Source organism: Jonesia denitrificans DSM 20603 (assembly GCF_000024065.1).
Taxonomy (GTDB): Bacteria; Actinomycetota; Actinomycetes; order Actinomycetales; family Cellulomonadaceae; genus Jonesia; species Jonesia denitrificans.
Genome location: NC_013174.1, coordinates 14,140 through 28,989 on the forward strand (window position 1 = coordinate 14,140; position 14,850 = coordinate 28,989).

At 59.1% G+C, this 14,850-nt stretch carries 12 protein-coding genes and 1 tRNA gene; 6 read left to right on the forward strand and 7 right to left on the reverse strand.

Going from position 1 to position 14,850, the window contains the following annotated elements:
- Positions 1–52 precede the first annotated feature (52 nt).
- Together JDEN_RS00075 and JDEN_RS00080 are read right to left on the reverse strand one after the other, a co-directional pair.
- On the reverse strand, positions 53–1,720 hold the full coding sequence (locus JDEN_RS00075) for an ABC transporter permease (RefSeq protein ID WP_012805797.1): 1,668 nt from the start codon (positions 1,718–1,720) through the stop codon (positions 53–55).
- Positions 1,717–2,619 (reverse strand): ABC transporter ATP-binding protein, encoded by a 903-nt coding sequence (locus JDEN_RS00080; RefSeq protein ID WP_012805798.1) that lies wholly within the window; start codon positions 2,617–2,619, stop codon positions 1,717–1,719. Before JDEN_RS00080 ends, JDEN_RS00075 begins: the two co-directional genes overlap by 4 nt.
- A 230-nt stretch (positions 2,620–2,849) precedes the next feature.
- Here JDEN_RS00080 and JDEN_RS00085 point away from each other — a divergent pair, with 230 nt between their 5' ends.
- Positions 2,850–4,247, forward strand: a complete 1,398-nt coding sequence (locus tag JDEN_RS00085; protein ID WP_012805799.1) for a DNA recombination protein RmuC — start codon at positions 2,850–2,852, stop codon at positions 4,245–4,247.
- 83 nt (positions 4,248–4,330) lie between these two features.
- Here JDEN_RS00085 and JDEN_RS00090 read toward each other — a convergent pair whose 3' ends face one another.
- The 3 genes from JDEN_RS00090 to JDEN_RS00100 are packed head-to-tail and all read right to left on the reverse strand — an operon-like array spanning position 4,331 to position 7,286.
- Complete coding sequence (locus JDEN_RS00090; protein ID WP_012805800.1) at positions 4,331–5,524, reverse strand: outer membrane protein assembly factor BamB family protein; 1,194 nt, start codon at positions 5,522–5,524, stop codon at positions 4,331–4,333.
- A 25-nt stretch (positions 5,525–5,549) separates the two neighbouring features.
- Positions 5,550–6,377 (reverse strand): cytochrome c biogenesis CcdA family protein, encoded by an 828-nt coding sequence (locus tag JDEN_RS00095; protein WP_012805801.1) that lies wholly within the window; start codon positions 6,375–6,377, stop codon positions 5,550–5,552.
- A gap of 9 nt (positions 6,378–6,386) precedes the next feature.
- The gene (locus tag JDEN_RS00100) at positions 6,387–7,286 is read right to left on the reverse strand and encodes a DsbA family protein (RefSeq protein ID WP_012805802.1); all 900 of its coding nucleotides are present in this window, start codon (positions 7,284–7,286) and stop codon (positions 6,387–6,389) included.
- A 262-nt stretch (positions 7,287–7,548) separates the two neighbouring features.
- On the opposite strand from JDEN_RS00100, the gene JDEN_RS00105 reads away from it, so the two are divergent.
- From JDEN_RS00105 to nrdI, 3 genes are all read left to right on the forward strand, one after another.
- On the forward strand, positions 7,549–7,971 hold the full coding sequence (locus JDEN_RS00105) for a DUF6153 family protein (protein WP_143713200.1): 423 nt from the start codon (positions 7,549–7,551) through the stop codon (positions 7,969–7,971).
- 100 nt (positions 7,972–8,071) lie between these two features.
- A complete protein-coding gene (locus tag JDEN_RS00110; protein WP_012805804.1) occupies positions 8,072–8,755 on the forward strand; it encodes a CueP family metal-binding protein in 684 nt (227 codons plus the stop codon).
- 80 nt (positions 8,756–8,835) lie between these two features.
- Positions 8,836–9,264 carry a class Ib ribonucleoside-diphosphate reductase assembly flavoprotein NrdI gene (nrdI, locus tag JDEN_RS00115; RefSeq protein ID WP_041287956.1) on the forward strand — a complete coding sequence of 143 codons (429 nt, stop codon included), beginning with the start codon at positions 8,836–8,838 and terminating at the stop codon, positions 9,262–9,264.
- Between the two features lie 17 nt (positions 9,265–9,281).
- On the opposite strand, the gene JDEN_RS00120 is transcribed toward nrdI, so the two are convergent.
- Positions 9,282–11,024, reverse strand: a complete 1,743-nt coding sequence (locus tag JDEN_RS00120) for a BCCT family transporter (RefSeq protein WP_012805806.1) — start codon at positions 11,022–11,024, stop codon at positions 9,282–9,284.
- A gap of 91 nt (positions 11,025–11,115) precedes the next feature.
- Here JDEN_RS00120 and JDEN_RS00125 point away from each other — a divergent pair, with 91 nt between their 5' ends.
- Positions 11,116–12,330, forward strand: coding sequence for an amidohydrolase (locus tag JDEN_RS00125; RefSeq protein WP_174564707.1), 1,215 nt, complete (start codon positions 11,116–11,118; stop codon positions 12,328–12,330).
- 35 nt (positions 12,331–12,365) lie between these two features.
- Here JDEN_RS00125 and poxB read toward each other — a convergent pair whose 3' ends face one another.
- A complete protein-coding gene (gene poxB / locus JDEN_RS00130; protein ID WP_012805808.1) occupies positions 12,366–14,102 on the reverse strand; it encodes a ubiquinone-dependent pyruvate dehydrogenase in 1,737 nt (578 codons plus the stop codon).
- Positions 14,103–14,513: 411 nt separating this feature from the next.
- On the opposite strand from poxB, the gene JDEN_RS00135 reads away from it, so the two are divergent.
- Positions 14,514–14,586 (forward strand) — tRNA-Ala (locus JDEN_RS00135).
- Positions 14,587–14,850 lie beyond the last annotated feature (264 nt).

Sequence of the window (14,850 nt, forward strand, 5' to 3'; positions counted from 1 at the left end):
GATGTGGTCACGATGAGGTGGTTGTCACATCGGAGTGTGCACAGTTGGGCACCTAGATGCGTCCAAGTTCGCGTCGGTTCCACCCGACAAGCCCAACAAGTATGCCCGCGATCCCCAGGGCGGTCAGCCACATGATGGGGGTCCAGTTCACGGGTTCCACCGGGTAGGCGGCAAGGTGATGGAAGGGGTTAAGGTTGCGCGCCCAGGTGGGGAGGTCAAGAAGTTGCCCGAAGGAGGACAGGGCCACGGAGTACCCGATGACGGTCCAGGCAACGGGGTTTGCTGCTCGGGGAAACCAGCCAAGGAACATGGTGGTGAGTCCAATGAGCGCGAGTGCGGCGGGCAGTTGGTGGATGCTGGCGGTGACGAGGGTGCCGATCAGTCCGGTGGGTGGGGTGGTGAGGGTCGCTGCTGAGGTGGCGGCCATGGCCAGGCCGACAAGGATGAGGATGAGGACGGTTGCGGCAACGGTGATGGTGATCGCACTGATGAGGTAGGTGGTGCGGTGGGTGGGGGTGGACAGGATGAGTTCGGTGCGTCCCGATGTTTCTTCAGCCCGTGTGTGAGTGAGCGCGCTGATGGCGGCGGCGGTGGTGAACACGGCCATGAACAGAGCCATGTAGGCGAAGTAGCCGTTGAGGAGGTCGTCTCCGGTGAAGATCACAGCGAATTCGTCGGGGAGGTCGTCGGCGGCGGTGACCATGGCGTTGGCGAATCCGCCATACATGAGCGAGGTGAGAATGAGTGCGATACCCCATCCGCGCAGGGTTCCGCGTTGGGTGCGGAAGGCGAACCCAAGAGGTGTACCAAGGGTTGGGTGGGCGTGGGCGCGGCCGAGCCGTCCGGGCAGGAGACCGGCGTTGAGGTCACGCCGGGTGGAGAGGGCGTATCCCACCGCGATGAATACTGCACCTCCCACAAGAAGAAGTGTGAGAGGCCAGGCACGGTCAAGGACGTAGGGTGCTGTTTGCTGTGCCCAGGCCAGTGGAGAGCCCCAGGATAGTGCGGTTCCGCCGGTTGCTCCCATGTCTCCACCCATGCGGATGAGGTAGGCGGTGGCGAGGACTGCTCCGGCGATTGCGTTGGCGCTACGGGAACTCGTGGTGAGTTGGGCGGTGGTGGTGCTGAGTCCGGCGAAGAACCATCCTGTTGCTGCCGCACCGATTGCGATGAGGACGCTTCCGGTGGTGGCGTATCCGGCAGCGACTGCTCCTGTGTAGATGAGGATACTTGTCAGGGTGGTTGCACACACGGTGATGATGAGTGCCGCTGTGAGGGGGGCGTGGCGGCCAAGGACATTGGCGCGAAGAAGTTCGGATCGGCCTGCTTGTTCGTCGGCGCGGGTGTGCCGGGTCACGGTGAAGATTGCCATGAGCGCGACGAGGATAAGAACGAACAGGACGTACCCGGCAGAGTAGAAGCGTTCGTGGGTGGGGGTGTCCATCCCGTATCCAGGCCCGGTCATCATGCGCCCAACGGGGTCGGCAAACATGACGGTGAGGCTGATGAGTTCCGTGGTGTCTTCGGCAATGACCTTGATGGCGTTCGCGAAGTACATGTTGAGCACGGCCACCCCGATGATCCAGGCGGGGGTGCGGATCTGGTCGCGACGGATCATTGCCCGGAGAAGTTGGAGCGTTCCAGTGAAAGCGTGGGAGCTTTGGTCTGCAGTGATCGCCGATGCGCTGCTGCCGTTTGGGCGAGTAGGTGCGGTAGTCATGGGGTCACCTGGGTGTCGTTGTAGTGGCGCATGAGGAGCTGTTCGAGGGTTGGTGGGTGAGCGGTCAACGAGCGGATGCCGAGGTTCGAAAGGTGGGTCATGACTTCTGACATGTGTGCCCCGTCCACACTGAAGGTGGTGCGTGGGCCTTGCGTGTGAACGTCATGCACACCAGGGAGAGCCGCAAGAGTGTCAGGTGGGGTGGTTGTGTCCACGGTGACGGTGGTGCGGGTCATGTGCCGCATGTCAGCGAGGGTGCCAGAGTCCACGATGGTGCCGTGACGGATAATAGAGACACGATCCGAGAGGGCTTCGACTTGCGCCAGGATGTGGCTGGAAAGTAACACGGTGCACCCGGTGTGTGCCGCATCGCGAATGACTTGCTGGAACTCGTGTTCCATGAGCGGGTCAAGGCCAGCGGTTGGTTCATCAAGGAGGAGGAGGTCAACGTCAGCGGCCAGCGCGGCAATGAGCGCCACCTTTTGCCGGTTCCCTTTGGAGTAGGTGCGGGTCTTTTTGCGTGGGTCAAGGGAGAACCGTTCAATCAGTTCGTCGCGGCGTGCAGTGTTGATGGGGCCACGTAACCGCAGCAGCATGTCGATGATTTCCCCACCGGTGAGGGTAGGCCACAAGTCCACATCACCGGGAACGTAAGCCATACGCCGGTGAAGTGCGACCGCGTCACGCCACGGGTCCCCACCAAACATGCGCACCTCACCCTCATCAGGGCGAAGTATCCCCAACAGGATGCGCATCGTTGTGGACTTCCCGGCCCCATTGGGGCCCAGGAACCCGTGCACCTCCCCCGGGGCTAACGTCAACGACAGGTGGTCGAGTGCGCGAACGGGGCCGAAAGTTTTTGTCACGTTGGACAATGACAGAACATCAGTGTCAGTCATCAGTGTTCCTTTGGTGTGGGCGTGTCAGCCCTAGTTGAACAGGCGTTCAGTACCTCTTACTGTGACGCTAGAACCGTGTGGGCGCCCGGTCAACAGGATTGAACGGGTACGTGCCCGTGTTCAGCGCAGACAACGTCACTGTCAGTGCCGACCGCTACACTGGCGCAAGAGATCAACCCCCACGTCCACGCTGTGCGCGACACCGTGGACACACGAGTTTGGAGTTCCCCGTGGATGTCCTCATCCTTGTCCTTGTGATCGCCAGCATTGTGCTAGGTGTCGTCAACCTTGTTGCGGTGCGTGCAGGGTCACACGACACCGGATTATCGATGCAGGAACTCGAGTCAATCCGCATGGCGGCAGCAGCAGGTAATGGCGACATCCGCCAGGATTTGTCGGTCCAACGCACCGAACTTTCTCAAACACTTGCTCACCAGGACGCAGCCCGCACCCAGGCGCAAACGCGGTTCCGTGAAGACGTGGAACGCCAACTCGACGAGTTCGCGCAACGCAACGCGCTCGCGTTGGAAAAAATTCAGGCAGCTGTTGGGGAACGGTTGCAGCTGTCGTTGAGTGAGTCTCGGGACCGGACGACGAAGGTTCTCCAGGAGCTTGCGGAACGCAATGCGGTGTCTCACCGCGAGTTGCAGCAGGTACTTCGTGAGGAGTTGGAGAAACTACGGGCTGGTAATGAAGCGAAACTCGAAAAGATGCGGGAAACCGTTGATGAAAAACTCCAAGGTACGTTGGAAAAACGGTTGGGTGATTCGTTTGCGATCGTGTCGCAACGTCTCGAAGAGGTCCACAAAGGGTTGGGCGAAATGCAGAATCTCGCTTCTGACGTGGGCGGGCTGAAGCGTGTTCTCACCAACGTGAAAAACCGTGGTGGCTGGGGTGAAGTTCAGTTATCTCGGCAGTTGGAGGATTTCCTCACCCGGGAACAGTACGCGGAGAACATCATTATCAAGGAGCACAGCCAAGAATCTGTGGAGTTCGCGGTGAAAATGCCGGGCCGTGACCCAGAGGGCTCTGAGGTGTATTTGCCTATTGACTCCAAGTTCCCCCAGGAAGACTACGAACGGCTCTTGGAAGCCCAAGAACTTGGGGATCGTGCTGCGATTGATGCCAGCGCAAAAGCGTTGGAACGCGCTGTTGTTGAGCAGGCAAAGAAGATCAGCGACAAGTACATTTCCCCGCCGCGGAGCACGGATTTTGCCATCATGTACTTGCCTACGGAAGGTCTTTTCGCTGAGGTTGTGCGCCGACCTGGGCTGGCGAGTCGCCTCCAAAACGACCACCGTGTCCTCATCACTGGCCCAACGACGTTGATGTCGTTGTTGAACTCTTTGCAGTTGGGGTTCCGCACTCTTGCCATTGAGAAGCGTTCCTCTGAGGTGTGGCAAATCTTGGGTGCAGCGAAAGCTGAGTTCCGTAAGTACGGGGACGTGTGGGAGAAGTTGGGGAAACAGTTGGCAACAACTCAACGCACTGTGGAGGAAGCAGGGCGGCGCACCCGAGCTGTGGAACGACGACTTCGCACCATCGAAACCACCGAAATCGAATCTGCGGACACCGACGTCAACGACATTCTTGCGCTACCGGGTGGGGAAGACTCCGACGATGAGTAGAGCTTCGACCGGGATCTGCTGGTCGTTCAGAGAGTGCAACTCGTCTCAATGATGTGGTGATGCACGATCACGAACCTGAGAGGTCAGGGTTCGTGGAGTGTGGTCACGAGAGTGTAGGTGTCGTAGTCGGTGAGAACGCCGGCCCCTGTGGCTGACATGGTCACCGGAACGAGGATTGTTCCGTTCCCTCCCGGCGGATATGCCTCAGCAACATCACCGGTCAGGGCGTTGTGCGCGCGGATCAGTGCGCCCTCACGCACATACACCATGACGCCACCGGCTGCGGTGATCTGTGGTGGTGCCTGTGAACTTGTGTCACCAGACCCTAACGGCAACTCCCGTGGAATTGACCAGAGTGTGGCCCCAGATTCATCAACCCCGGAGGTGGACTCGTCATCGAGGACCACAAGGGTGCCCGTTGACGGGTCTGTGCCTGCAGTGATCACATCGGAAGCGACAACATCACCGTCACGCGTATCCACCACAACTGACGTGGACTCCCCGACCACCTCAACAAACCTTTGTCCCAGCGGTGAGTCCCCAACCTGTTGTGCACCGTGTGGGGCGGGAATCGACCAACTGCGCTCCCCTGTCTGAGAATCCCACGCCTCAAGGGTTCCGTTGTGCACTGTGAGAATCAGACCGTCTTTTTCCCCGATAACGTGTGCGTCGTCAGGCAGTGACTGTGGCCACGACACGACCTCGCCAGTGTCCGCGCGGAGTACCACCGTGTCTGACACGTCACCGGGAGCGGGTGTTCCTTGGACAGTGAAGACAACACCTAGTCCAGTGAGAGGACCAGGAACAGCAGTGGGCCCCCACACTACGTCACCAGTCGTTGCGTCAATCCCATGGGCTACGAAACCATCCTCAGTGGTTGTACACAGGACGGCAAGTGGCATGTCATCGACAGTGGTCAATGTGAACTGGCCACATTGCTGTGGCCGAGACACCTCCCACAGCGCTGTGCCCTGATGGGTGACTGCCGTGAACGTGACCTGCTGACCAGTTGTCTGAGTTCCCACAAACACGCCGTCACGTTCCTGAGGGGCGCCATCCCACGGAACCGTCACAGCCGTCAGTTCCTCAAACTGGTACGGAATCTGTGTACCACGAAGATCCGCTGCCGGAAGGTCCCCTTCCACAACAGACGGTGCCACCACAGCCGGTGGTGCGGTCGTCGGTGACTCAGCGGGCGCATCGGCAGGTGGTGCTCCCCCACACGCAGCCACCAGCACGGCAACCGCACCAAGAACAACACCACGACGAACAAACATCAGACCCCACAAACACACAGACGAACTAACGGCGGCTTCGCTGCCGCACCCACCACACGGTGAGCGCAACACCAGCAAGCACAAGAATGACCGCAATATCAACAACTGGACCAGAGAGACCAGAAACCCACTGTTGCAAGGTCGCTTGCACCGACGTGGGTATCAGCGCGGGCATCGACACCAGGCCATTGGTGACCCAGAAAACAACACCAACAACAATAATGAGAAGCCCGGTAGCGAGCGACGTGGTGTGGAACTGCCGCCCCCACACAGTGACCGTGCGGCCACGCAACACACGGCGAGAACGATCCCCCAACCGCCTCCACACCACAGCAAGAGCCAGCAGCGGAATCACCATACCCGCGCCGTACACAGCAAGCAGCGCGCCCGATGCCACAACGGAATCCTGGACGGCAGCAAGAGTGAGAACTGCGCCCAAAATAGGGCCAGCACAAAAACCGGCCACCCCACTAGACATCCCCAACAACAGTGACCGCACCACCCCCGACCGGCGTGCGGTGAACGCCTGGAACCGGCGAAAACCAGGAAAAACGCGGGTCATATCGAACCCGCCGCCCACGATCATGACAACACCCAGCACAATCATGACCAACGACGCCACAACAATGACAGTGTCACGGTGCGTGACAAACAAGGCTCCTACCCCGCCTGCCCCAACCCCTAATGGAACCAGAACAACGGCAAGACCCGCGTAAAACACCACACCATGAAGCCACAACCGCTCCCCCGCCCCAACGAGTGACGAAAAAAATGCAGGGAGGAGGAGGGCACCGCACGGACTCAACAGCGCGAGGGTGCCGCCAAGAAAAGCAGCAAGAAGTCCAACATCCATGCGGAAGGCTCAGCCTTGCAGGGCGGTGTCGATCGCGGATGTGAACACATCTGTGGGTTGAGCGCCCACGATAGGTTGCCCGCCCACAAGGAACGCAGGAGTGGAGTAGGCACCAAGATCCAACCCGAGTTGTGCGTTCTTGGCAACTTCCTCGGCTGTGTCCTTCGAGGTGAGGTCTTTGGTGAACTGGTCAGTATCAAGACCAAGGTCGCCGGCAAGAGCAATCAACCCGTCCTCGGAGAGCACCTGTTCGGAGGAAATTTCTCCGCCAGGAAACAGGGCATGGTGGTAGGCAAGGAACTGTCCTTGTTGGCCAGCAGCGTAGGACGCGCGGGCAGCGCGTTCGGAGTTTTCCCCAAAGATGTTCACATCACGCCACTCAACACGAAGGTCACCGGCGTCAACGTAGTTTTCTAACACGGTCAGTGTGTCGTTACTCCACTTTGCGCAGTAAGGGCATTGGTAGTCGGAGAACACCACCATGACCACGGGGGCGTCCACTGGACCAACCGCGAGCGGGTCATTGGGGTCGCGCCGTTCAATGTCGGCAATGTTGACCTCGTCGGGGCCTTGTACGTCGGCGGGTGGTTCTACCGCGTCGGTGTCACCCTGGGTGTCCTGATCTGCGGTGTCAGTGCTCTGTTCTGTTCCCACGGGGGGTTGCTGCGGGTCTGCCTGGTTGGTGGTCGACGGTTGAATCGCGAGCACCAAAACGATCAAGGCAATAACTGTGAGAACAATAAACGCGGGAACAAGCCAGGATTGTGGTGCGGAAGTGCTCACCGATGCGCCCGCCCCGGTCGCAGGGACGGCTCCATCCGGGTGGGTGGTATTCGCCGCAACCTCCGGTCCAGGTGTTGTGGGCTCAGGGTTGGGTTCAGGGGTAGGTGTGGAGGGGCCGTGAGGCATGAGAAAGCCTTCCGCAGGGTGCATGGACCAGAGTCAACCAACCTCGATGATACCCCTAGGGGCATACGAAGGGTGTGAAGCTACTCTTCGCCCTCCGCGAAAGACTTGATGTTGCGAAGAATGTGATGAACATCGACCACTCGTCCCGGTCGATGCGCAGTGGACTGGCCAGCAGGTTGATGGGGTGTGGCAGGTGGAGCCATCCGTACCGTAGGTCTTGATTCCTAGGGTGTTTTCAGGTGGTGCAGCTACCGTAGGTGGTGTGTGGGCGACATCAACAATGCGCGCGTTACGCGCCACGGTAGGAGCGGCCGGCCATGTCCGGACGCTCCTCATGTGTGTCGCAGTTGTGGCCGGGTTGCTGGTCATGCACCCGCTGGGGCATCACACTCCCGCCGCCGCGCAGACTACGCTCGCTCCAGCCGCCACCCCCACCGCGCATACCGCCACCCTCACCGCGCATACCGCCACCTCAACTGAGCACGGATCTCCTACTGACCACACATCGACCATGATTGTCGCGTGCGTGTTAGCGCTGTTGAGTGCAGTGATTGTGCTGGTGTGGGGGGTGCGTTTCTGTGTGCGGGGGCTGTCGCTGGTGCGTGGGTGGTGTCCACGTGTGCCTGCCACGTGGGGTCGGGTGTGGGTCCCACCACGTGTAGCGCTCTGCGTGATTCGTCAGTAAGGGTTTGTGCGGCGCTCACCTCAGGTGGTGTGGGCGTTGCAGTGAAGCACTGCCACAGTGCCGAGAACTGTCCTTTTCCCTTGCTGTTATGGAGTGTGTCATGGTGTTTTTTCGTCGTCTGAACCCCGCCACCCGGTTGGGTGTGAGTGTTGTTGTGGCTGCGGTGGTGTTGGTTGGTTGCGCTGGTGGGGATGATCCTGCCGATGCGCCGTCCACATCGTCCAGTTCGTCAGCGTCAGATGGGGGTGTGTCGAGTGCCCCGGCGGTGGCTCAGTCTGTTGACCAGTTACCCGGCTGGGCGCAGGAGTTGTTGGCGTCCCATGGTCTTGATGGGTTGGACGCAACAGAGATTGTGTCAGTGTTGGATGAAACCCCTGTTGCGGAACGTCCAACAGACCTCATCGCGTCGGTTCGCCCTGATGCGTTGATGATTATTGATGCGGCCGGTCAGGAAGCCCCGCTTGCTTTGCCGGAGGACCTGTTCTACGTGTCGTTTGCGCCGTACCTCACCCAAACACATGAGTGCCATTTCCATTCGCTGACCACGTGCAAGGGTGAGCTGAGTGGTGTCCCGGTGTCGGTGTCGATCACGGATGACTCGACCGGTTCGCTTCTGGTTGACGGTGAACAGGTCACGTATGACAACGGGTTTACCGGGGTGTGGTTGCCCAAGGGAATTGATGCCACGGTGACGGTGACCTATGACGGGAAGCAGGGCTCTGTTCCGATCAGTACCCGAAACAGTGACGATGCGACCTGTGTGACGACCCTCCACCTCACCTAGCCCCGGTTCACCGGGTGGCCCGGCGTAGGATGGGGCTGGAAGGTTCGGGCGCATCGTAAGGAGAGTGACCGGTGGTGGCTGTGCGTCAGGTCCCTGTCTACTTCTATTCGTCGAAGTCAGGCATGGTCCGGCAGTTCGCGAACGCGTTGGGTCGACCCGTGTTCGATATTGGTGAACGTGACGTGCGCCAGTCGGTTCCTGATGGCCCGTGGGTGTTACTCACCCCGTCCTACAAAACAGGGAACCTTGACAATGACACGATCCCGGAGCCGGTGAAACGGTTTTTGCGTGATCCTCAAACCAGGCGCCGCCTGGTTGGGGTCATGGGGTCGGGGAACCGCAACTTTGGGTCGCATTATCAGGCTGCTGCCCGCGATATTGCCCGCCGTTCTGGGCGTCCGGTGCTGTTTGAGTTTGAACTCCAAGGAACGCAGTGGGACGTGGAGGACGCACGGGACATGTTGGAGCAGCTTGATGCCCGGTTCGCGGAGCGTGCCGCTGCACAGTAGCGGCACGCTCCGTTCACCTATTCCACGGGTGGTGTCTCTGGGGTTTCTTGTGCTGTGGCAGCGTGCGTTGGTTTCACTTTCCGGCGCAGTTTCGGTAGCCGCAACCGTGACGCGGGGTCACGTTCAGTGGGTTCTTCGACTTCCAGACCGTAATAGTCACCAATGTGGTCGCGGAAGGCGGCACGCTGCGCTTTCTCGTAGGCGCGCATCTCCCGGTTAAACGCGGTGATCGTTGCCCAGCACATGCCAATCATGACAAACGAGAACGGCAACGCAATCAAAATCGCCACCGTTTGCAAGGCAGTGAGACCACCGGCCAACAACAACGCGATCGCAAGCACAGAACTGATGCACGCAAAGAACACGCGCAACCAGGTCGGTGGTTCCACCTGCCCCCCAGAGGCAATCATCGACATGACCAGAGACCCAGAATCAGCTGAGGTAATGAAGAAAATCGCGATGAGGAGCAGCACCCCAATGGTGAGGAACGTGGTTCCCGGCAGTTCACCGAGCAAGGCGAACAACGATCCTTCAACATCGACACTTCCATCAGGGTTGATCAATTCGGCGCGCCCCGTGAGCTCAAAGTAAATTCCGGTCCCACCAATAACAGAGAACCACAAGAACGTCACCATCGTGGGAACAAGCAGCACCCCAACAACAAACTGGCGCACAGTGCGCCCACGGGAAATACGGGCAATGAACACGCCAACAAATGGTGCCCATGACATCCACCAACCCCAGTAGAACGTAGTCCACCCGCGCTGCCAGATTTCCCCTGCTTCACCTTGGAAAGCCGACACTGTGAACGACAAGCCCACAAAGTTTTGGAGGTAGTTCCCCAGTGATTGCACAAACTCACGGAGCAAAAACACGGTGGGGCCGGAGAACAACACAAACAGCATGACGAGGGCGGCGATCACCAGGTTGATGTTCGACAACCACTTCATGCCCTTGGTGACACCTGTGACCACGGAGAAAATAACAAAACCTGTGATGACAACAATGATGCCGATTTCCAACGAATGGGAAGGTTCAGCCAAGTCAATAGCATCAAGTCCAGCGGCGATCTGGAGGACACCCAACCCCAAGGACGTGGCCACACCAAAGATCGTGCCAACGAGCGCGGTAATGTCGATGATGTCCCCGGCTTTTCCATGAATACGCCGACCAAGGAGCGGTTCGAGGGTGTACCGGATAGAAATAGGGCGTCCACGCCGGTGGATGGCGTAGGCCAGAGCAAGCCCGACAACAACATAAATTGACCAGGCGTGCACACCCCAGTGCAGGTATGTTTGTCGCAGTGAATACTGGGCCAATTGTTCTGGGGTCCCCTCCACCCCAGGGCGCGGGTTCGCGAAGTGCGAGAGCGGCTCGCTTAACCCGTAAAACACCAACCCGATACCCATCCCAGCGGCAAACAGAAGCGCCAGCCAGGACATGTTGGAGAACTCAGGGTCATCATCGTCTTTACCGAGCTTGATATCACCGTATTTAGAGAACCCAATGTAAAGGCAAAAAACAACAAAACCTGCTGCGATGAGGACGTAGTACCAGCTGAATGAGTCAATAACGTTTGTCTGAATGTTCGAGAAAAGTTTCTCAGCAGAGTCCGGCGCAATGATTGCAAACGCTGCGAAAATTGCAACTATGATCGCGGCGGGCCAGAACACGAGCCGCGCAACGGGCGCATCAGTAGTTGTCGGGGCGTCAACCGGCGGGTGCACCGAATCTGAGGTATCGGACGTGTGGGTACTCATGGGATCAGAGTAAACGGATCACCCACATCCCGCCGGGCGAAAACCACGGTGTGTGGGTGATTTCACGGCTGTGGCGTGCCACGATGACCATATGGGCATCGATCTTGAGTCGCTATACATGGATCTTCACCGTCACCCGGAATTGTCATTTCAGGAATTTCGCACCGCGGCGGTGGTGGAGGAACACCTCACCACCCTTGGCTTTGACGTGCACACCACCATTGGCGGCACCGGGGTCGTCGGCGTCCTTGACAACGGGGACGGGCCGGTGGTGCTGCTACGCGCCGACATGGATGGCCTACCCGTGGAAGAACTCAGCGGCCTCGACTACGCCTCAACTGCCACCGCACGCGACCACACCGGTCAATTCGTTCCTGTCATGCACGCGTGCGGCCACGACGTGCACGTCACAGCGTTGATTGGTGCAGTAGAAGAACTCGTAGCCACCTCCGATGAATGGGCAGGCACCCTCATTGTGCTGTTCCAACCTGCGGAAGAACACGGCGGCGGGGCCCAAGTCATGGTCGATGACGGCCTGTATGACCTCATTCCCACACCTGACGTTGTTCTTGGTCAACACGTCACCCCCCTCCCTGCGGGGGTGCTCTCCCTCCATGACGGGGTGACCATGGCTGGGGACGATTCGTTACGCATCACCCTTCATGGCGTGGGCGGGCACGGGTCACGACCCGAAGCGACCGTGGACCCTATCGTCATGGCTGCGAACGTCGTTCAGCGGCTCCAACAAGTGGTCTCCCGCGGAATTGCCGCGACCGAGTCAGTGGTCATCACAGTGGGGCAACTCCACGCCGGAACAAAAAACAACATCATCCCCTCCTCGGCAACTCTGGGGTTATCTGTGCGCACCTTTGACGATGCGGTACGCACCACCGTCCTTCGAGCTATTGAACGTGTCGTGCAAGCAGAAGCCGGGGCGGCGGGCTCCCCCACCGCCCCAGAAGTCATCTACGAGGAACGCTACCCCGTGACCGTCAACCACACCGACTCGGTGGCGAGACTTCGTGAAGCGTTCACCAGCGAGTTTGGTGCCCACCAGATTGTTGATGTGGGGGTTGTTTCTGGCAGTGAAGACGTCGGCAACCTTGCGTTGGCTGCTGGTGCCCCACTGGTGTACTGGTTCCTTGGTGGTGCCGACCCCGCCTTGTTTGAGGGTATGACAGACACCGATCGGATGCCTGCGAACATCCCCTCAAACCACTCGCCGTACTTCGCGCCAGTTCTCCAACCCACCCTCACTCGAGGAGTGGAAGCGCTGGTCATCGCTGCCCGTGAATGGTTGCTGTAGCACAGGCGCAGAACGACACAGGTCTTTGTGCGGGACTACTTTTTGCGCGACGGGAACAACCGGCGTTTGTTCGTGGCCGCCAAATCAATGAGCTCGTCACCGCGCCCTGATAACACTGTGCGAATCGCATACAACGTGAAGCCCTTAGCCTGTTCCGCAGTGATCGTGGGCGGCATCGACAGTTCATGGCGGGCAGTGACCACATCAACGAGGACCGGTCCCTCATGAGCGAACGCTTCACGTAACGCAGCCTCCACATCGCCAGAGTTCTCCACCCGAATCCCCGTGATCCCCACCGCCTGGGCAAGAGCCGCAAAATTTGGGTTCTCCAAGTCGGTGGCGTGGTTGACAATCCCCGCTGCTTTCATTTCTAGTTCCACAAAATTCAGTGACGAGTTGTTATACACCACCATCTTCACTGGAAGTTTCTGCTGCGCTACTGTCAACAACTCCCCCAGCAGCATAGACAACCCACCATCACCGCACATCGCCACCGTGGGGCGGGTACGGTCATGGCTGAGAACCCCCAAGCTTTGCGGCAACGCATTCGCCATTGTTCCGTGACTAAACGACCCAATGAGACGCCGCTTCCCATTCATGGTCAGGTACCGGGCCGCATACATGACAGGTGACCCAACATCGGGGATAAACACCGCATCGTCAGGGGCAATCTGGTCAAGCACACGGGTCAGGTACTGCGGGTGAATGTCCACACCATCAGGTTCTGGGGTGGCCACATCATCAAGTTGAGCACGGCTCTTCTCATACTGTTTCCGCGCAGCCTTCAGGTGCTTGTCACCCTTAGCATCAAGGTGAGGAAGGAGCGCATCCACCGTGGATTTCACATCCCCCCGCAACGCAATATCCACCGGATACCGGCGCCCAATATGTTCCCCACGAATATCCACCTGAATGACGGTGTTCTTCTCGGGAATGAACTGCGGGTACGGGAAATCCGTGCCCAACAACAGGAGCGCATCGGCGTCCTGCATGGCCTGATACCCGGACGCGAACCCCAGCAGCCCGGTCAGCCCCACATCGTACGGGTTATCCGGCTCCAAGTACTCCTTACCCCGCAACGCGTGCACGACAGGGGCTGACAACCGCTTTGCCAATGCCCGCACCTGCGTATGCGCGTCTTTCGTCCCAGCACCCCCCAAAATCGTGACAGACGATGCGGCATTCAGTGCGTCCGCTGCCTGCTGGATCTGTACGGGCGCAGGCGTCGTTGACGACTGCGTGGCAGTCACTACCGTCACCTCATTCGAGGGAATGTCAGCCAACGCCACATCACCAGGAATCACAAGAACCGCAACCCCGCGCTGCTCTACGGCAGCGCGCATCGCGATGCGCAACAACCGAGGCATCTGCTCCGGGCTTGCCACATACTCGCAATACACAGAACACTCCCGGAACAGATCCTGCGGGCGGGTCTCCTGAAAATACTCGGTCCCAATCTCGGCGGTAGGAATGTGGGCGGCAATTGCCAACACGGGAACACGATTACGTTGCGCGTCATACAACCCATTAATCAGGTGCAAATTTCCTGGCCCACAACTGCCTGCACACACCGACAAGGTACCCGACATCTCCGCTTCCGCACCCGCAGCAAACGCCGCCGACTCCTCATGACGAACCGGCACCCACGCGATCCCCTCATGCTGGCGAATCGCCTCCGTGATCCCATTCAACGAATCCCCGGAAATCCCATACATGCGCTCCACCCCATTGGCAACAAGGGTGTCAATCAGGTTCTCAGCGACAGTAGCCACAACGCGTCACATCCTTTCGCTCGGTTCCTCCACCCTATGACGGAACAGCCCAACGCGAACCTCGAACGCTGTCACACCCGCGACCTTTACGGTCAGCACCCCTACGCAGCGGAAGACACGACACAGAGCGAACCAAAGGAAGAGAACTCAGCACAGGACAGGGGGACTTCGCCCCCGCGGCTGCCTCCCCACCTTCGCATGTGGACCATTCTGAACGTGTGGGTGCTGATAATTGTGGTCCACATACAGTGAAAGTGGTCCACACAGGAGGCGGGGGATCGCGCTGTGGCGCGGGAACGTACGGTGGAGCAGGGGTGCGAGACGTGCAACGGGGCGAAGGTCCTAGACAACCTGAGGGTGCGGCGGGTACAAATGGATGTGCGTTGCTCCCACCTGGACGGGCGCAACGTTGGGGCTATAGCTCAGTTGGTAGAGCGTTTCGTTCGCAATGAAAAGGTCAGGGGTTCGATTCCCCTTAGCTCCACGTCACCAAACCCCTGGAACCACCATGGTTCTCGGGGTTTTGTGCATTATTGACGCACCTACGCGCTGGACCAGGGTGGCCATTATGGCGAGCCACCCGCTTGTGGACCATTTCCTCTTCGTGCGGACGAGTTTTCTTGGTCCGTACGCCATAAAAATGGTCCGCACGGGAGGCGAGAGACTGACCTCGAAGGTCACGGCGCCACGCCTTTCATGGCATATTGGGGGAAAGGTCTCACCGGCACGCTTACCCGAAACCCTCGCC

Bases quoted from the DNA above. Each gene is read 5' to 3' on its own strand.
- JDEN_RS00090 (WP_012805800.1), bottom strand. From the start codon at position 5,524: ATGTTTGTTCGTCGTGGTGTTGTTCTTGGTGCGGTTGCCGTGCTGGTG.
- JDEN_RS00100 (WP_012805802.1), bottom strand. From the start codon at position 7,286: ATGCCTCACGGCCCCTCCACACCTACCCCTGAACCCAACCCTGAGCCC.
- JDEN_RS00125 (WP_174564707.1), top strand. From the start codon at position 11,116: ATGGGCATCGATCTTGAGTCGCTATACATGGATCTTCACCGTCACCCG.
- JDEN_RS00095 (WP_012805801.1), bottom strand. From the start codon at position 6,377: ATGGATGTTGGACTTCTTGCTGCTTTTCTTGGCGGCACCCTCGCGCTG.
- JDEN_RS00120 (WP_012805806.1), bottom strand. From the start codon at position 11,024: ATGAGTACCCACACGTCCGATACCTCAGATTCGGTGCACCCGCCGGTT.
- JDEN_RS00080 (WP_012805798.1), bottom strand. From the start codon at position 2,619: ATGACTGACACTGATGTTCTGTCATTGTCCAACGTGACAAAAACTTTC.
- JDEN_RS00075 (WP_012805797.1), bottom strand. From the start codon at position 1,720: ATGACTACCGCACCTACTCGCCCAAACGGCAGCAGCGCATCGGCGATC.
- JDEN_RS00110 (WP_012805804.1), top strand. From the start codon at position 8,072: ATGGTGTTTTTTCGTCGTCTGAACCCCGCCACCCGGTTGGGTGTGAGT.